The following is an 18006-nucleotide window of genomic DNA, read 5'->3' as shown; positions in this document are numbered from 1 at the left end:
CTGTAGGCTCTATCGGCCGGGTCGCTCAAGCCATGAAGCCCAAGGTGCGGCGGTTGCTGTCGAACTGCCCCAAATTCGGGAATACGTCGAGCATGGTGGTCTCGCTGACCCCCATCCACGAGCCCAGCGTGGCACCGAACTGGTCCACCGAGGTGCTGGGCAGCAAGGCGCCGTTGCGCAGTTGGTGGGGGCTGCTGTCGAAATCGTTGTTATTGCTGTTCTTCACACCCAGCTGTGGGAACTCGCCGTAGATGTCGCCGCCGCGCACCGCGCCGCCCATCACAAAGTGGTGGCCGCCCCAGCCGTGATCGGTGCCATCGCCATTGCTGGTGAAGGTGCGGCCGAAGTCCGAGGCCGTGAAGGTGGTGACCTGATCGGCCATCCCCATGGCTTGCACGACATCGCCAAAGTACTGCATGCCGTGGGCCAGGCGGGCCATGAGCTTGGCGTGCTGGCGGTTTTGCTGGTCGTGCGTGTCAAAGCCGCTCATGCTGACAAAGAACACCTGGCGCTTGAGCCCCAAGGCGCTGCGCGCCGCGATCATGCGCGCCACCACCTGCAGCTGCTGGGCCAAGGGGTTGATGGCCTTGCTGCCACTGAGTGGGTCGTCGTACATCAGCAAAGGCTCGGGGGCCCATTGCGACAAGCCTGGCGTGCCAAAGGGGCTGCTGGTGGCCGAGGGCAGCGCGCCGTTGATCAGAGCTTCGGCATCAATCGAGCGGCCCACCACAGCGGCATGGTCTCGGCCCAGCACATCGTCGGTGCGCGTGTTGCGCATGATGCGCCGCAAGGACTCCTGTGCCGACACCGACCCGAATAGATGGTGGCCATTGCCCACGCCGATGCGCACTGCGCCGTTCAAGCCCATCTGGTACTGCAGGGTTTGGCGGCCGGAGAGAAACACCGCATTGCCTGAGGTCGAGATGGCCGTGAACAGCGCGTGGTGATTGGCGCTGGCCAGCAAGTCAGCCATGCGTCCGCCCCAACCGTTGGAGGCGCCTTCGCCACGCATGGCCTGCCAGTGGAACTGCTGGTCGTTGTGCGAGAACAGGCCAGAGGGCTTGGGGTGGCTGGCGCTGGCGTATTCGGCCTTGGTGGTGGGGCGCATCAGCGGGCCGACGTTGGAGACAATCGCCAGGCGCCCGGCGTTGAACATATCGCGGGTGCTGCCCATGAGGGGGTGCAGCGCAAATTGGCGGCCTTGGGCGTTGCGCGGCGTGATGGGCAGCACACCACCCAAGCGCTCCGGTGTGCCAACTTTGGCGTTGGCCTGGGCCAGCGTGCCGGGGGCCAGCAGCGCGATGGAGTCCGGCGCCTGGCGCCGCACCGCCTGGTAGGCGCGCCAGGAGGCCTCGTCGGTGGGCAGCACGGTGTTGAAAGCATCGTTGCCGCCATACATGAAGATGCACACCAGGGCTTTGTAGTCGGAGGCCGCGGCGCTGGCGCTGCCCAGCGCGGCCAAGTTCAGTGCGAATGCGCTACCCCCACCCAGGGAGGCCAGGGCTGCACCCCGGCCCAGGAGGCTGCGTCGAGTCAAGCGAATCGGAGACATGCTGATCACCCCAAGGGAATTACTTCAACACCGTGTATTCGGGCGAAACCGTCGTCAGGAATAGGGTGAGCAGGGCTCTGTTACGTTTTTGCTCATTCACCTGCTGGGCGTTGGAGCCATCTGCCCTGAGAGCGTCGAGGTGGACCGAGCGCACAGCAGCTTGAATTTCCGACTCCAGCGCTGGGTTGCTACGCCCCCCCAAGAGCCGTGTTGTGACGCGCTTGACCAAGGCCGCAGGCTGATGAGCCAAGGCCATTTCGGCGCTGATATTGAACTGGATGTCGCGGCGCGGTGCATCCCAGTGGCGGCCATACATGCCGATGCCGTGGGAGAGTCCGTCGAGCATGTACTGGGTGTAGCCCGCCACGGTGGTTTCGTGCACGGTTTGCAGCTCGGGCACCGTCATGCCGCGGGCGGCGGCCTCACCGCTGGTGGGCACATAGCCGGGGCGGAAGAAGTTGAAGACGCTGGGCGAGCTCAGGGGCGATTGGCCCAGCTCGCTGGCCGGGTCGTCCGTCATGCCCACCAGCCACATCCCACTGTCGCTGCTGGCCCCTTGCGAGCGCAGCAGCTGCGTCAGACGCAGCACCGGCTCCTGGACCTTGCCAGCATCGGCCGCGGCGGCCTGCGTCATGTCGCGCGCCTCGGCGTCCAGCAGCACCGCCGTCACGGCTGCCTTGATGTCACCACTGGGGCCAAAGGCCTGCGCCACACGGGCCACATAGGCGGGGCTGGGGTTGCTCTTGACCATGCGCTGGATGAGCTGGCGCGAGATGAAGGGCGCCACATTGGGGTGAGCGGCCAGGGTGTCCAGTGCCACCTTCAGGCTGGCGTGGGGATTGGGCACCATTTGGCGCGGCACCACCGCACCCAGGAAACGCTTTTCCTCGGAGGAATGGAAGCTGGGGTAGCCACGCATGGGCTGCACCAGACGCTCGGCCGAGCAGAACTCCGGGCACCAGCCCCAGAAGCGGCCGGTTTGGGTGTCAGACCCTCCCCAGCTCCAGCCGGTGAAGACCTTGGCCAGACCGGAAATATCGTCCGGCCCGTAGGTCGGAATGGGCTGGCCGTTGCTGAGCTGCAGCGTGCCGTCGGGGTTGAGCTTGTGCAGGCCGATGGAGAACAACTGCATGATCTCGCGGGCGTAGTTCTCGTCGGGAATGCGGCCTGTTGTGGCGTCCTCCTTGAGCGACTGCATGCTGGAGAGGTAGAGGCCCATGGCCGGCGAGAGCGTCACTTGCTCCAGCAGGCCGCGGTACTGCAGCGTCACATGCTTGGCCAGCACGTCGTAGTAGGCCGCGGCGGTGCGGGGGTAGAACTTGATGCCGTCGTTTTGGGTCGAGACCACGAAGATTTGCGACAGCGCGTAGGCCGTGCGCTGGCGCAGTTGGTCCTTGCCGGTCAGCGCCACCTTGTAGAAGCTGCTGCTGACGTCTTGCACATAGGCGCCTTCCGTGGGGTTCTTGGACTTCACATAGGCGTCGGCGGCATCAAAGTTGGCCAGGTGCGAGCTCACCGGTGCCGTCCATTGCGATTGAATCCACTCCCTGTAGCCCAGGTTCATGACGGCGTTGATGTCGTCCTCTGTCGGGCCAAAAGTGGCTTGCATCAAGAAGCGGTGCGCTTCGGCCCGCGTGGCGGGGCGGTCGTTTTTGCCAACAATCAAACCCGTTGCGCGCAGGCCCTGGGCCTGGGAACGGCTTGCGGACTCCCCTTCTTGCACTTGGCTGCCACCACCGCCACAAGCCACCAATGCACTGGCAAAACCAATCGCAGCGAGCTTGCCGACCTTTGTACCTGTTGAAACCTTGCACTTCATGATGTTCCCCTGAGCACCGCCGGGAAGTTGAGGTGGCAGCGCTTTTGTGTGACATCACTTTAGGGATTACCCCAATTCAAAGCCGGAACAGGTCGTCAGCACCCGTAAGGGTCTGTGTCACCCCGCGCCTATGAGCAGGCGTATGAATTGCAGCACTTGCTTGCAATTCACCCAGTTTGCTCACAGCTCATGTGCGGAGTAATTGTCAACAAGCTGGAAATATTTCGACAAAGCCTCCCCCGGCCGCACCACATGGGCGGCCACACAAAGGCGCAAGAACAAGCGGGGGGGGCTCAGCCCAGCAGGGGTGCGAGCGCGCGGCGCGCGTCGTCCTCGCTCAGGCCGCAGCGCTGGGCCCAGTCCTGCAGCTGATCGCCGCCGATCTGGCCCACATTGAAATAGGCCGCCTCGGGGTGAGCGAAGTAAAAGCCGCTGACGCTGGCCGCTGGCGTCATGGCCATGGACTCGGTCAACCCCATGCCAATGGCCGGGGCGTCCAGCACGCGCAGCAAATCGCGCTTGACCAGGTGGTCCGGGCAGGCCGGATAGCCTGGCGCGGGGCGGATGCCGCGGTACTGCTCGGCAATCAGCGCGCTGTTGTCCAGCTGCTCTTGCGCGGCATAGCCCCAGAGCTCGCGGCGCACGCGCTGGTGCAGGTATTCGGCAAAGGCCTCGGCCAGACGATCGGCCAGGGCTTTGAACATGATGGCGCTGTAGTCGTCATGCGCGGCCAGGAACTCGGCTTCCTTTTTCTCGGCGTTGAGCCCGGCGGTCACGGCAAAAAGCCCGATGTGGTCGCCCACCGCGCTGCCCTCGGGGGCAATGAAATCGGCCAGGCAGCGGTTGGGGCGGCGCAGCTTCTCGCCATTGGTGCCTTCCACCAGCGGGCGTTCGGTCTGCATGCGCAGGCCGTGCCAGCGCATCAACTCCTCGCTTCGCGCGGCATCGCGGTAGATCACGATGTCATCGTCACCCACCTGCGCGGCCGGGTAGAGGCCCATCACGCCATTGGCCTGCAGCCAACGCCCGTCGATGATGCGCTTGAGCATGGCGCGGCCGTCCTCCAGCACCTTGCGCGCCTGCTCGCCCACCACCGCATCGTTCAAGATGGCGGGGTAAGGCCCGGCCAAGTCCCAGGTCTGGAAGAAGGGGCCCCAGTCGATGAAGCGCTCCAGCTCGGCGAGGTCAACATTGCGGAACTCACGCCGACCAATGAATTTGGGCGCCACCACCGTGCTGGCATCGAAGGGCACTTGCGCCTTGTTGGCGCGGGCCTGGGCCAGGCTCACCAGCGGCGTGGTCTTTTTGTTGGCGTGCAGCTGGCGCACTTTTTCGTAGTCGCTGCGCAGCTCGTCGACAAACTTCTCGGAGCGCTCATCCGACAGCAGCTCCGCGCACACGCCCACCGAGCGCGAAGCGTCGGGCACATACACCACCGGGCCCTCGTACTTGGGCGCGATCTTCACCGCTGTGTGCACGCGGCTGCAGGTGGCGCCACCAATGAGCAGCGGGATTTTCTTGACGCGGAAGTAGTCGTCGCGCTGCATCTCGGCAGCCACATGCTGCATCTCTTCGAGGCTGGGCGTGATCAAGCCGGAGAGGCCGATGATGTCCGCCCCTTCCACCTTGGCGCGCGCCAGAATGTCCTGGCAGGGCACCATCACGCCCATGTTGACGACTTCAAAGTTGTTGCACTGCAAGACCACGGTGACGATGTTCTTGCCGATGTCGTGCACATCGCCCTTGACGGTGGCAATCACGATCTTGCCCTTGGGCTTGACGTCGCCACCGGCGGCTTCGAGCTGGCGTTTTTCCTCTTCGATATAGGGCACCAGGTGCGCCACGGCCTGCTTCATGACGCGCGCGCTCTTGACCACCTGCGGCAGGAACATCTTGCCCTGACCAAACAAGTCGCCCACGATGTTCATGCCAGCCATCAGCGGCCCTTCGATGACGTGCAGCGGGCGCCCGCCGCTGGCGCGAATGGCCTGCCAGCACTCCTCGGTGTCTTCGGTGATGAAGTCGGTGATGCCGTGCACCAGCGCGTGCGAGAGCCGCTCCGCCACGCCCTGCGCGCGCCAGGCCAAGCGCGCGGAGTCGTCCTTGGCCGCGCCCTTGGCGCTTTCGGCCACCTCGATGAGGCGCTCGCCAGCATCCGGGCGGCGGTTCAGCACCACGTCCTCCACGCGCTCGCGCAGCACGGGCTCCAAATCGTCGTACACGCCCACCATGCCGGCGTTGACGATGCCCATGTCCATGCCCGCCTGAATGGCGTGGTAGAGGAAGACGGTGTGAATGGCCTCGCGCACCGGGTCGTTGCCGCGGAAGCTGAAAGAGACGTTGGACACCCCGCCCGAGACCTTGGCGCCGGGGAGGTTTTGCTTGATCCAGCGCGTGGCCTCGATGAAGTCCACCGCGTAGTTGTCGTGCTCCTCAATGCCGGTGGCAATGGCAAAGATATTGGGGTCGAAGATGATGTCTTCGGGCGCGAAACCCACCTCTTGCACCAGCACGCGGTAGGCACGCGCGCAGATGTCGATCTTGCGCTGGAAGGTGTCGGCCTGCCCCACTTCGTCAAAAGCCATCACCACCGCCGCAGCGCCGTAGCGCCTGAGCAGCTTGGCCTGGCGCTTGAACTCGGCCTCGCCCTCTTTGAGCGAGATGGAGTTGACGATGCCCTTGCCCTGGATGCACTTCAAGCCCGCCTCGATCACCTCCCACTTGGAGCTGTCGATCATGATGGGCACGCGCGCGATCTCGGGCTCGCTGGCGATGAGGTTCAGAAAGCGCACCATGGCGGCCTTGCTGTCGAGCATGGCCTCGTCCATGTTGATGTCGATGATCTGCGCGCCGTTTTCCACCTGCTGACGCGCCACCGACAGGGCGTCCTCGTAGCGCCCCTCCAGAATCATGCGCGCAAAGGCTTTGGAGCCGGTGACGTTGGTGCGCTCGCCCACGTTGACAAAGAGCGAGCCTTCGCCGATGTACACGGGCTCCAAGCCCGAGAGCTTCATGGGCGGGGGCGACAGAGGGGTGTTGGGCGTGTCAGACATGGCGGCGGCGGGTTCGGTTCGGTCAGGCCGCCGCGTGTGGACTCACCGCGGCCTGCAAAAGGCTGCAACGGTGAGCGTGGTTTGACCACCCTGCACGCCCGAGGCGGCGTCGGCCAGAGTGTGCCTTCCAAGCCTGGTGGGCGCTCGGTTCAGCCCCATCGCAACGCTCCTCGGAAAGCAGCGCGCGATTTTATGCCGTCAGCTCGGGCTCACACAGGTAGCAATGCTCGAAATCCTCGCAGGGCAGCGCGGGGCTGACCAAAAAGCCCTGGCCGTAGTCGCAACCCAGCGACAGCAGCGTTTGGCGCTGGGCCTCGGTTTCCACCCCTTCGGCCACGACGCTGTGGCCGAGCTTGTGCGCCAGCGTCACCACCGCCTCCACCAAGGTGCAGTCGTTGGGGTCGTTGAGCATGTCGCGCACAAAGCTCTGGTCGATCTTGATCACGCTGATGGGCAGGGACTTCAGATAGGCCAGGCTGGAGTAGCCCGTGCCAAAGTCGTCAATGCTCAGGCTCACCCCCTGCTGCAGCAGGCAATTCAAATCGTTTTGCACCCGGTCCGAGAGCTGCACCAGCACGCTTTCGCTGAGCTCGATGTCCAGCAGGCTGCCGTCGAGCTGGCGGCTGTTCAACTCGCTGACAAACTGGCGGGCGTAGTCCAGCACCGCCAGATCGTCGGCGGTTTGGTTGATGCCCAGGCGCCAGCCATCGGGCCACAGCCCCTGGCTGCGCCAGCGCTGCAGCCAGTCCATGGACTCACGCAAGACCCAAGCGTCGAGCTTGGGCAGCAAGCCCGCACGCTGCGCCACGGGCAGAAATTCATCTGGGCCCAGCAGGCCAAAACCCGGGCGCTCCCAGCGCAGCAGCACCTCGCCGCCGATCAGCGAGCAATCGCTGAGCCGGAACTTGGGCTGCACGTGCAAGCGCAACTCCCCTTGCACCAGCGCCCGCTGCAGCCCGTTGATGAGGTCAAACATGTGCGCGCTGGCGGCACTCATGGCGGGCTCGTAGGCCAGCACGCGGTCGCGCCCAGCGGCCTTGGCCGCGTACATGGCGGTGTCGGCGTTGCGCAGGAGCAGCTCGGCACTGTTGCCGTCGCTGGGAAACACCGCCACGCCTGCCGAGCAGCGCACGCGGTACTGCACGGCGCCGGGCAGCTCGGTGGGCACGCTGAGCTGGCTCAGCAGGCGCTGCGCCAGCACCAGCGCATCCAGGCCGTCCGTGGCAGGCAGCAGGGCCACAAACTCGTCGCCGCCCAAACGCGCCACGGTGTCTTGCTCGCGCAGCTCAGCGCGCAGCGTGCGTGCCACATGCTTGAGCAGCTCATCCCCGGCTTGGTGGCCCAGGCTGTCGTTGACTTCCTTGAAATGATCCAGGTCCAAAAACAGCAAGGAAAACACCTGGTTGCGGCGACGCGACTGCAGCACCAACTGTTCCAGACGGTCCTGCAGCAAGGCCCGGTTGGTCAGCCCCGTGAGTGGATCAAAGGACGCCAAGTGCTCCAATTGCGTCTGTGCACAGCGCAGCTGCGTCATGTCGGCCTCGATGGCCATATAGCCGCTGACCTGCCCATGGTCGTCACGCAAGGCCACGATGTGCGCCCATACCGTGAAATGCCCACCTGCGGCATTGCGGTTGATGAATTCACCCTCCCAGCGCCCATTGCTGCCAAGCACGGCCCACATGGCAGCGTAAAAAGCTGGAGGGTGTGCCCCCGAGGACAACAGCGAAGTCTTGCGCCCCACCACGGCTTCCATGGAAAAGCCCGACAGCAGCTCAAACGCTGGGTTGACGCGCTGAATGCGCGTGTCCGCGTCGGTGATGATGATGGCCTCGGTGGCGTTCATGAACACCAGCTCGCTGAGCCGGTGCTGGCGCCGCGCCTCGTATTCGGCACTCACATCGCGGGAGATACCGCCCACACCCAGCGCCGCACCGAAGTGGTCGCGCAGCAGGAATTTGTGCGTCAGGTAGTGCCGCAGCTCGCCTGCTGGCTGCACATGCACCACCTCCTCGGTCAGCAGCGACTCGCCCGTGTCCAGCACCAAGCGGTCGCTGTGGTTCATGCCCATGGCCTCAGGCAGGGCCAGAAACTGCTCACGCTTGCGCCCCACCAAGGTGGCGCCGTCGGGGCTCAGTGCAGCATCGGCCGCGCGGTTGGTCAGGATCACGCGCCCGCTGGGGTCGGTGGCGCTGATCAGGTCAGCCGTGCTGTCGAGCAAAGCGTGCAACACGCCGCGCTCGGCATCCAGAGCTTCGCCCCGGCGCTCAGGCATGAGCAGCAACACGCGGCAGCCTGGCGCCAGTTCAGGGTCTTCCACACGCCGCAGCCAGACCTGGAACTGCTGCACCTCACCGCCCGGCAGCACCCAGTTCACACCCTCGATATGCAGCTCCGCCACCGAGCTGCTCAGCGCCATGCGCAGACGCTGCTGATCAGCGCGCGCCAAGGCGTCCAGCCAGCTGTGAGTGGCCCCTTGGGGGCCGAGGAGATGGTACGCACCGGCGCTGTGCCACAACACCCGACATTGGCGATCGACCAGCAGCATGGGCAAGGGCACATGCTGCTGAACCAAGGCACCCAGACGCAACAGCACGGGGTCTGTGCCGTCAATCAAGCGAGGCACCGCAGGCGGCGTTGCGGCAGTTTCGGCTGAGGTATTCAGTTCAAGCTCCCCGCAGATGTCTTGCAATCAAGACGGCTGGTCGACACGGTGTTGTTCGGGCGGGCACCAGACGGTGATGTCCAAGAAGCTGATCACCACCCCGCGCATGGCCGAACTCGGCACGTTGTAGGGCAGCATGCGCACCAGGTAGCGGCGCTGGTCGCGGCTGACCACATCGCGCTCCAGGATGTGACCGCACTCCTGCGCGCTGCGCAGCATGGGCAACAAGTCCGGGAAGTCGAGGTTGTGGTTGAGGTCGTCGATGGGCCGCCCGACATCGCCGTCGCGCAGTCGGAAGATGTGCGCTGCCTCAGGCGAGAAACGCGTGAGGTTGAGCTTCTCGTCCACAAACACCGTCCCGGCCGCGACCACGCGCGCGAGGTTGTCCAAGTCGGCATTGACCCGGTTGAGGATCTCGATCTTTTCCTGGTACTCCGCGTTGACGGTATTGAGCTCTTCGTTGACGGACTGCAGCTCCTCGTTGGCGCTTTGCAGCTCTTCGTTGGAGGCCATCATTTCCTCGTTGGTGGCCTGCAACTCTTCGTTGGAGGTCTCCAGCTCTTCGATGGTGGCTTGCAGGCTCTCACGCGTGGCGCCGAGTTCGCGCTCCAGTGCGGCCATGCGCTCGGAGTTCTCTTGCGGCACGTCGACGCAAGGCAATGCCGTGGCGCCCGCGCTGACGGTTTGCGTTTCAAACACGATGAGCACCAGCGGCGGCTCGTCATTGCCCACGCCCTCGCTGATGGGCCAGGCGCACAGGCGCACGAACCGCGTGGGCACGGCCTCGCCGGGCTCGCCATCTTCCATGGGCTGGATCAAACGCAGCGGCTCGGCACGCACCGCCACCAGTTCACGCAGCACGCGGTGAATCAGCGCCGTGGCCACCGAAACCAAGCTATCGGGCAAGAGCCGCGTGATGTCCAAACTGGCCTCGCCATCGCGCAAGCGCACGAGCTGGTGCAGCTCGCCATAGCTGTGCAGCAGCTGGTGCTTGCTGTTGACCAAGATGGCCGGCGGCAGCGGATAGGCTTTGAGCAGCGTGGCAAAGCCCGCCTCTACGGGCAAGGCCGAAGCCTGGCGCAGCTTGCTCACGCTGGCGCGCGTGACGCGCGGCAAAGCCGGCTGCAAGGGCCCCGGGCGCAGGTCGCGGAAGATGTTGACCGAGCGCAGCATGCGCCAGATCTTGTGCTTGCCGCTAAGGGTTTCGACGTCTTGCTGCAAGTCGCCCAGCGTCTCGCTGGGGCCCAGGAAGATATAGCCCGAAGAACCCACGGCGTACTGCATGCGCCGCAGCACACGCTGCTGGGACTGGGGCTGGAAGTAGATGAGCACATTGCGGCACACCACCAAGTCCAGCCGCGTGAAGGGAGGGTCGCTCAAGAGGTTGTGCTGCGCGAACACGATGCACTGGCGCAGCTCGGGGCGCACGACCAAGCCGGCCTCGCGCCGCTCGAAATAGCGCTCCAGCAAATGCTCGGGGATTTCCACCGCCACCGACTCTGGATACAGCCCGGCGGAGGCGTATTCAAGATTGTGTTCATCCACATCGGTGGCGAACACCTTGAGCTTGGGCCAGCGCCGCAGACGGTCGCACGCATCCAAAAACAGCATGGCCACGGTATAGACCTCTTCACCCGTGGCCACGCCTGCGCACCACACACGCAGCGGCTCGGAGAGGCTGCTGCGCCGCACCAGCGGTTCGATCACCTGCTCGACCAGCGCCTCGAAAGCCTCGGCATCGCGGAAAAAGCGCGTCACGGGTATGAGCAGCTCGCGCTTGAGCGTGCGCACCTCTTCGGGGTTGGCGTGCAGCAGCAGCAGGTAGTCTTCGAGCGTGGCTTGCTGTTTGACCACCATGCGCCGCTCAATGCGCCGCAACACGGTGCCGGGCTTGTACTCGGTGAAGTTGATGCCGCCCATCTGCAGCAGGTAGTGCTGAATGCCGGCCAGCGCCTGCTCGGAGCGATGGCGCTCACCCGTGGGCTTGGGCGCCACCAGCTCCACCGCCACGGGCTCGTTCGTGAAGTGAGCGGCCAGACGCGGTCCGATGTCATGGGCGGGCAGCACCACATCCACCAGGCCCGAGGCGATGACGCTGCGCGGCATGCCGTCGAACTTGGCGTCTTCGGGGCTTTGCGCAATGACAAAGCCACCGGCTTCGTTGATGGCGCCAGAGCCACGTGTGCCATCTGAGCCCGTGCCCGAGAGCACCACCCCCACCGAGTGAGTGCCATAGGCACTGGCCAGGGACTGGAAGAACACGTCGATGGTCAGCACAAAGGCTTTGGCGTCTTTGGGCGTGAGGCGCAGGCGACCTTGCTCCAAATACAGCAGCATGCCCGGCGGGATGAGGTAGACATGGTTGGCTTGCAGTTGCAAGCCGTCTTCGATCGTGTGCACCGGCAGCCGCGTGTGACGCGCCAGCAGGCTCTCCATCATGCTCTTGTGCTCTGGCGAGAGGTGCTGCACCACCACAAAAGCGGCATCGGTGTCTGGCGCCATGCTGTCAAACAGCCGCTCCAGGGCCTCCAGCCCCCCTGCCGATGCGCCGATGCCGACCACAAAACGCGGCGCGTTGGGCAGCTCATTCAAGGAGGTATGCGCGAAAGCGTCCTGACCGCCCTCTGCGGCGCCAGAGGGGTCTAGGAGATCAGTGGTGGTCATAGGGTAAATCTGCCAGCAGGGCAAGGAGGACGGTCCCAAGTCCTCATCGGCACATCTTGCGGCAAAACATGGCACGCGCGTCCGCATAGCGAACGCCGCGCATGCATCAGTCAGAGGATTGGCGGGACGGTTTTTGGCACGCCCGCCACGGAGGCTGCGTTAGATGCGTTAGATCAAAGCGCTGAAGAGTGGCGCCCCAAACCCGCGAGGACGGTAGGCGCTGACAGCCTGGCTGATGGCGTGGATGTGCGCCGGCGTGGTGCCGCAGCAGCCCCCGGCGATATTGAGAAATCCCGCCTGGGCAAACTCACCCACCAAACGGCCGGTGACTTCGGGGGTTTCGTCAAAACCGGTGTCGCTCATGGGGTTGGGCAGCCCGGCGTTGGGGTAGCAGCTGATGGCGGTGTCTGCGGCCGCGCGCGACAGCTCTTCCACATAGGGGCGCATGAGGGTGGCGCCCAGCGCGCAGTTCAGCCCAATGGCCAGGGGCTTGGCGTGGCGCACCGAGTGCCAAAAGGCCGAGACCGTCTGCCCGGAGAGGATGCGCCCGGAGGCGTCGGTCACCGTGCCGGAGATGATCACCGGCAGGCGCTCGCCGCTGTCCTCCATGAGCTCTTCCAGCGCAAAGATGGCGGCCTTGGCGTTGAGCGTGTCGAAGATGGTTTCGACCAAGAAGAGATCCACACCGCCGTCGAGCAAACCTTTGGCCTGCTCGTAATAGGCTGCGCGCAAGGTGTCGAAATCGACGTTGCGAGCGCCGGGGTCGTTCACATCGGGGCTGATGGACGCCGTGCGCGGCGTGGGGCCCAGGGCACCCGCAGCAAAGCGCGGTTTGTCCGCACTGCTGTATTTGTCGCAGGCGGCGCGGGCCAGCCGTGCTGCAGCGACGTTCATCTCGTAGGCAAAGGCCTCCAGCCCGTAGTCTTCTTGCGCCACCGAGGTGGTGCCAAAGCTGTTGGTCTCGATAATGTCGGCGCCTGCCGCAAGGTATTGCTCGTGAATCTCGCTGATCACGTCTGGGCGAGTGAGCACCAGCAAATCGTTATTGCCTTTGAGGTCTTTGGGGTGCTGCGCGAAGCGCTCGCTGCGGAAATCAGCTTCACTCAGCTTGTAGCGCTGAATCATCGTGCCCATGGCGCCGTCCAGGACCAGGATGCGCTGACGCATCAGCTCAGGCAGATGCTGGGCACGGGTGTAGGCGATGGGGGGATGTGGGGCGGCTACGGCAGTCATGTCCCAATTGTAGGCAGCCGCTCGCCACAAAGGCCCAGACCTACAGCGCTGCCCTGCCAAGCACCGCGAGGGGCTCAACCTCACACCATCAACACAAATCGAGACAAATAGCACCAGTCACTTGAATATTGGCGACTCTTCAAGGTAAACACCCAGCTTTGCGCCCTACAAACGCGAATGCCCACCACGGCCACTTGCGCTGCGTCGACACCAGCCAAACAGCTTGGCGCCGCCCTGATGGCGTCAATGCTGTTGCATCTCGCCTTGCTGGGTCCGAGCCCCGTGTGGCGGATAGCCCCATTGCCAAGTGCATCGATACCGGCCTTTGAACTGCAATTGCAACCGTCGCGCCACAGCACCGGCGCAGCAAGCACACCGCCCCGCGAGCCCCAGCACCCCGGGCTGCGCACGTCCCAGACAGCTGCCAAGGCCGCTGCACGGCAGGAGACCCAGGCCCCAAGGCGCTCAAGCCATCGCCCTCGCGCACAACCCCCTGCGCAGCCGCACCCCCACAGCGCAGCCGTTCGCCTGCCGCTGCCTGCCCCGCAAGGTGAGCTGCACTACGCCTACCACTACGGCGCAACGCAAGGCACAGCGCAGCTGCAATGGCGCTTGGACGCTGAGGGCTATGTGCTGCAGCTGCAGCGCCAGCGTCCGGGCCGCGCGCCCACGGCCTCGATCAGCCAAGGGCAATGGGGCGATCAAGGACTGAGTCCCGCGCGTCACAGCCGCCTGCGCAAAGAGCGTGAGCACGAAGTGCTGTGGCTGGACCCTGAGGACGGCGCGGAGCCCCAAGCCCCCCTGCCCGGCGGCACGCAAGACGCCCTGAGCTGGTGGTGGCAGCTCGCGGGCATGGTGGCGGGCCACCCCACCCCACTGCGCCCAGGACTGCGCTGGCAACTGCCCCTTGCGCAACGCCGTGGCGGTGTGCAGTGGTGGACGTTTGAGCTCACCGATGTCGACGCCCGACATTGGCGCTTGCAGCGTGTGGCCGCAGCCGACGGGGAGGCTGTGGCCTTGCAATTCGAGCTGTTGCTCGACGCCCAACGCGGCGGACTACCGCTGCGCTTGACCTTGAGGCAGGAAGGGCAATTGCGCTGGTCTCTGGAACTTCTTGAGGGGACATCGCCACCCTGAACAACCGCAACATGCCCCATCGGCAGGAGATGCGCGACAGCCACCCATCTGTGCTGCATTGACGACAATTCAACTCGGGAACACCACTAGACGCGGCGGATGCTGCGAGGATCGAGCCACGCCCTTGGGGGCTTGATTCAGCCGCTGGGCGCCCCCACCTCAGGGTGAACTAGGAGTTCTGTCATGCACATGCTCTACAACTCGCCCAGCTACATCGTGGTGCAGTTCGATGTCCCACTGCCCCACAACCTCACCGACACCATAGACCCCGCCATGGCGCTGCGCCGCGAGGGCTTTGAGATCGTCGACAAGTTCACACGCAAGGAAATCTTCATCGAGGGCGCACTGGCCCAGCAGTTCCAGGAAGGGGTGGAGTCGCTCATCGACCTGGGGCCAGATGTTGAAGATTTGGAGGATTTCATCGGGCTCTACGCCCAGCTCGGGCAACAGCCGGTTGTCATGCATTGAGGCAAAGCGCGACGAAGTTGGCTCTCAGAGCGACTGTTCAAGCACATATGGGACTTGTGGGCCCTGCAGCCCTGCGACAAGATGAATTGCAGGACTGCACCCCACCAAAGGTGACGGCCTCAAGCCCTTCAACTCCCCAATGGCCAAACGCATGACGCTGCAACTGCGAACCCCAGGCATGGACGATGTACCCGCGCTGGACCGCATGTGCACGCAGTTCGTGTTGGCCCTGACCATCAAGCACGCCGCGCGCTTCAACCCGCGGCGCGACCTCAGCGCCCTGCTCTCGCTCACCGCGCGCCAACTGGTGTGGCCGCAACCCGTGCTCTCGCGTTTGCGTGCCTACCTCAGCACGCGCTGCATGGGGCATGTGCTTTGGCAGGGGCATGAGCAGCTCGACGACGAGGCTTTTCTGGAGCGCTTTGGCGTCTGGCACGGGCCGTTTTCCGAAGGCACGCTGTTCTTCTATCTCGACGAATTCGTCAAAGACGCGCCCAAGGACTTGATGGCCCTACTGGCGGCCACGGGCGAGTATTTGTCGCGCCAAGCCCCGCGCAGCCCCACGCTGGTGGAGCAAAACATTGCCACGCTGGCGCAGCTGCTGCAGCTCAACGCTGCCGAGCGCGCCCTGCTGCTGTACGGCACGCTGGCGCGCTACCAGCGCGAGCTGCGCGGTGCGCTGGTGGAGTTCAAGGTCAACACGGCGCACGAGGCCTACGCCGCGCTGGCCGAGGTGGCCGGCGTGAACCCGCAGGAGGTGGCCGACGCGCTGCGCTCGGGCTCGCGCCTGGAGCGCATCGGCATGGTGGAGAACCTGGTCTCCGAGCACAACATCACCGACTTGTCGGACCTGATGAAGGTCTCCGACCAGCTGCCGCCCGTGCTCATGCGCGCCTACGAAGGGCCGCACGATTTGATGGCGGTGTTCACGCGCCCGGTGCTGCCATCAGCCCTGGTGAGCAATGACTTTGAATACATGGCCGACGAGCTGCGCGTGCTCGCCACACTGCTGCGCCAAGCCGTACAGCGCGGCGAGGCCGGCGTGAACGTGCTGCTGTACGGCCCGCCGGGCACGGGCAAAACCGAGTTGGCCAAGCTGGCGGCGCGCGAAGCGGGCCTGAGCCTGTTTGAAGTGGAGTACGCCGACCGCGACGGCAACGCGCTGTCGGGCCGCGACCGCTACCGCTCGCTGCAAATCAGCCAGGTGTTCCTGACCTCCAGCCCCAATGTAGCCCTGCTATTTGACGAGGTTGAAGACGTGTTCCCGGCCTTGTGCGGCGACACCGCCCACCTCATGGCACGGCTGGATGCGGCCATGGACATGCCCGGCCCCGTGTCCGTCAACGGCAAGGCCTGGGTGAACCAAATCCTGGAGCACAACCCCGTGCCGGTGATTTGGGTCACCAACCGCATCGAGCACATCGACCCTGCGTTTCGCCGCCGCTTTCAGTACCACCTGGAGCTGCGCTCGCCGCCGCCAGGCGCACGCCTGGGCTTGGTGCGCAAGGCCCTGGGCGAGCTGCCGGTGAGCGCCGATTACGCCGCGCGCCTGGCCGAGCGCCAGCACCTCACGCCCGCACAGATCCGCACCGCGGTGCGCTTTGCCACGCTCGCGGGCGAAGGCCAGCAAGACATCGAAGCCCTCATCAACCGCCAGCTGCTGCACGCCGACAAAGCACTTGGCCATGTCGAGCAGGGCAAAGCGCGGCGCAATGCCGCCACGCGCTATGCGCTGGACCTCATCCACTGCGAATCGCGCTTTGAGCTGCCGCGCATCATCGAAGCCCTGCGCCGCCGCGGCATGGGCACGCTTTGTTTTCACGGCCCACCGGGCACGGGCAAAACCGCGCTGGCCGAGCATATGGCCGACGCGCTGGGGCGCCCGCTCATGCTGCGCCTGGCCAGTGATTTGATGAGCAAATACGTGGGCGAGACCGAGCAAAACATGGCGCGCATGTTCGAGGCGGCACGCCAGGAAGGCGCGCTGCTGCTGCTGGACGAAGCCGACAGCTTTTTGCGCAGCCGCCGCATGGCCGAGCGCCACTACGAGGTGTCTGAAGTCAATGAGATGCTCGCGGGCATGGAACGCTTTGACGGCATCTTCATCTGCACCACCAACGCTTTTGACGACCTGGACGAAGCCGCGCTGCGCCGCTTCATGTTCAAGATCCGTTTCAAGCCGCTGAAGACCGAGCAGCGCGAGCGCATGTTTGCGCAGGAATGCCGGCTCGAGCAGCTCTGCCCCACCCAGCGAGAGCGCCTGGCCCAGCTCGACGCGCTGACCTTGGGCGACTTTGCCGCCGTCTGCCAGCAGTCCGAAGTGCTGGGCGAGCCGCTGCTGCCCGAGGACTTCCTGGCCCTGCTGGAAGCCGAGCACCGCGTCAAACCCGAGCAGCGGGGGCGCCGCAGCATGGGCTTTGGCATGCCCAAGTCCTCGTGAGGCTGGCGCACTTCAGCCACGCGCTGCGGCGCGGCTTGTCGCGGCTCGGTGCCGCGGCCCTGCTGCTGCCCGCCCTGGGCCAGGCACAGGACTGCCCCACGCCGCCCGCGCCCCTCAGCAAGCCCCAGCTGCAGGCTGCAGCGGCCGACCGCGGCTTGCTCTGGCAGCTGCAGCGCGACGGGCGCACCTCCTACCTCTACGCCACCTTGCATGTGGGCAAGGCCAGCTGGGCCGCGCCGGGACCGCAGCTGCGCCAGGCCCTGCAAGCGGTGCAGCGCGTGGCGCTGGAAATCGACCCGCACTCGCCCGAGATGCAAAGCCCACCCAGCACCGCTGCCGTCACGCTGGCTCCGGCGCTGCAGCAGCGGCTGCGCCAGCAACTGCGCCGCGCCTGCCTGCCCGAGGTGCTGCTGCAGCACATGCACCCCAGCCTGCTGCTGGCCTCGCTCTCCGCCTTCGAGGCGCGCCGTGCAGGCATGGACGCGAGCTTTGGCAGCGAGCTGATGCTGGCGCAGTGGGCGCGCGACAACAACCGCCCCGTACTGAGCCTGGAGCGTGCGCAAGAACAGCTGCAGGCCCTCATCCCCAGCGACCCACGCCAGCGCGACGCCGAACTCGACGAAGGCTTGCAAGCCATGGAAGACGGCAGCGCCATGCGCCAGCTCCAGGCCCTGGTGAGTGCCTGGGAGCGCGGCGACCTCGCCACCTTGTCCAACCCCCAGCGCTGGTGCCACTGCAGCGCTGACGCGGCGGCCCTGTCGCTCTTGCGCCGGCTCAACGACGGCCGCAACCCCGCCCTGGCCCAGCGCATTGAGCAGTTGCACCAGCAAGGGCCGGTGCTGGCCGCCGTGGGTGCGCTGCACATGACCGGATCCGCCGCACTGCCCACCTTGCTGCGCGCACGGGGTTTTGAGCTGCGGCGTTTGTGGCCGCCAGAAACACGGCCCTAAGCCCGGCTTCCAAGAGGCTTGACCG

Annotated in this window: 10 protein-coding genes and 1 riboswitch; of the genes, 4 read left to right on the top strand and 6 right to left on the bottom strand. The window is 65.3% G+C overall.

Annotated elements, in window-relative coordinates:
• Positions 1-25: 25 nt before the first annotated feature.
• The 6 genes from ACG0Z6_RS00255 to ACG0Z6_RS00230 form a co-directional block, all read right to left on the bottom strand.
• Positions 26-1552 (bottom strand): DUF1501 domain-containing protein, encoded by a 1527-nt coding sequence (locus ACG0Z6_RS00255; protein WP_394457719.1) that lies wholly within the window; start codon positions 1550-1552, stop codon positions 26-28.
• A gap of 19 nt (positions 1553-1571) precedes the next feature.
• Positions 1572-3371, bottom strand: a complete 1800-nt coding sequence (locus ACG0Z6_RS00250) for a DUF1800 family protein (RefSeq protein ID WP_394457717.1) — start codon at positions 3369-3371, stop codon at positions 1572-1574.
• A 293-nt stretch (positions 3372-3664) separates the two neighbouring features.
• Positions 3665-6424 (bottom strand): methionine synthase, encoded by a 2760-nt coding sequence (gene metH / locus ACG0Z6_RS00245; protein ID WP_394457715.1) that lies wholly within the window; start codon positions 6422-6424, stop codon positions 3665-3667.
• Between the two features lie 65 nt (positions 6425-6489).
• Positions 6490-6602, bottom strand: a riboswitch (S-adenosyl-L-homocysteine riboswitch).
• Between the two features lie 12 nt (positions 6603-6614).
• On the bottom strand, positions 6615-9050 hold the full coding sequence (locus tag ACG0Z6_RS00240; RefSeq protein ID WP_394457713.1) for a putative bifunctional diguanylate cyclase/phosphodiesterase: 2436 nt from the start codon (positions 9048-9050) through the stop codon (positions 6615-6617).
• A 66-nt stretch (positions 9051-9116) separates the two neighbouring features.
• The gene (locus ACG0Z6_RS00235; RefSeq protein WP_394457712.1) at positions 9117-11753 is read right to left on the bottom strand and encodes a chemotaxis protein CheB; all 2637 of its coding nucleotides are present in this window, start codon (positions 11751-11753) and stop codon (positions 9117-9119) included.
• 168 nt (positions 11754-11921) lie between these two features.
• Positions 11922-12986 carry a homocysteine S-methyltransferase family protein gene (locus ACG0Z6_RS00230; protein ID WP_394457710.1) on the bottom strand — a complete coding sequence of 355 codons (1065 nt, stop codon included), beginning with the start codon at positions 12984-12986 and terminating at the stop codon, positions 11922-11924.
• A 336-nt stretch (positions 12987-13322) separates the two neighbouring features.
• Here ACG0Z6_RS00230 and ACG0Z6_RS00225 point away from each other — a divergent pair, with 336 nt between their 5' ends.
• The 4 genes from ACG0Z6_RS00225 to ACG0Z6_RS00210 all read left to right on the top strand — a co-directional run bounded on the left by ACG0Z6_RS00225 (position 13323) and on the right by ACG0Z6_RS00210 (position 17981).
• Positions 13323-14123, top strand: coding sequence for a hypothetical protein (locus tag ACG0Z6_RS00225; RefSeq protein WP_394457709.1), 801 nt, complete (start codon positions 13323-13325; stop codon positions 14121-14123).
• 183 nt (positions 14124-14306) lie between these two features.
• Entirely contained in the window at positions 14307-14591 is a 285-nt protein-coding gene (locus tag ACG0Z6_RS00220; RefSeq protein ID WP_394457708.1) for a BTH_I0359 family protein, read from the top strand.
• Positions 14592-14742: 151 nt separating this feature from the next.
• A complete protein-coding gene (locus ACG0Z6_RS00215; protein WP_394457707.1) occupies positions 14743-17031 on the top strand; it encodes an ATP-binding protein in 2289 nt (762 codons plus the stop codon).
• The gene (locus ACG0Z6_RS00210; RefSeq protein ID WP_394457706.1) at positions 17028-17981 is read left to right on the top strand and encodes a TraB/GumN family protein; all 954 of its coding nucleotides are present in this window, start codon (positions 17028-17030) and stop codon (positions 17979-17981) included. Before ACG0Z6_RS00215 ends, ACG0Z6_RS00210 begins: the two co-directional genes overlap by 4 nt.
• Positions 17982-18006: the final 25 nt, after the last annotated feature.

Source organism: Roseateles rivi (genome assembly GCF_043555845.1).
In the GTDB taxonomy this organism is placed as follows: domain Bacteria; phylum Pseudomonadota; class Gammaproteobacteria; order Burkholderiales; family Burkholderiaceae_C; genus Roseateles; species Roseateles rivi.
This window is presented reverse-complemented; position numbering and strand designations above follow the sequence as displayed.

Excerpts from the sequence above, each read along its gene's own strand:
- ACG0Z6_RS00235 (WP_394457712.1), bottom strand. The coding sequence starts at position 11,753 with ATGACCACCACTGATCTCCTAGACCCCTCTGGCGCCGCAGAGGGCGGT.
- ACG0Z6_RS00220 (WP_394457708.1), top strand. The coding sequence starts at position 14,307 with ATGCACATGCTCTACAACTCGCCCAGCTACATCGTGGTGCAGTTCGAT.
- ACG0Z6_RS00215 (WP_394457707.1), top strand. The coding sequence starts at position 14,743 with ATGACGCTGCAACTGCGAACCCCAGGCATGGACGATGTACCCGCGCTG.
- metH (WP_394457715.1), bottom strand. The coding sequence starts at position 6,424 with ATGTCTGACACGCCCAACACCCCTCTGTCGCCCCCGCCCATGAAGCTC.
- ACG0Z6_RS00255 (WP_394457719.1), bottom strand. The coding sequence starts at position 1,552 with ATGTCTCCGATTCGCTTGACTCGACGCAGCCTCCTGGGCCGGGGTGCA.
- ACG0Z6_RS00250 (WP_394457717.1), bottom strand. The coding sequence starts at position 3,371 with ATGAAGTGCAAGGTTTCAACAGGTACAAAGGTCGGCAAGCTCGCTGCG.
- ACG0Z6_RS00230 (WP_394457710.1), bottom strand. The coding sequence starts at position 12,986 with ATGACTGCCGTAGCCGCCCCACATCCCCCCATCGCCTACACCCGTGCC.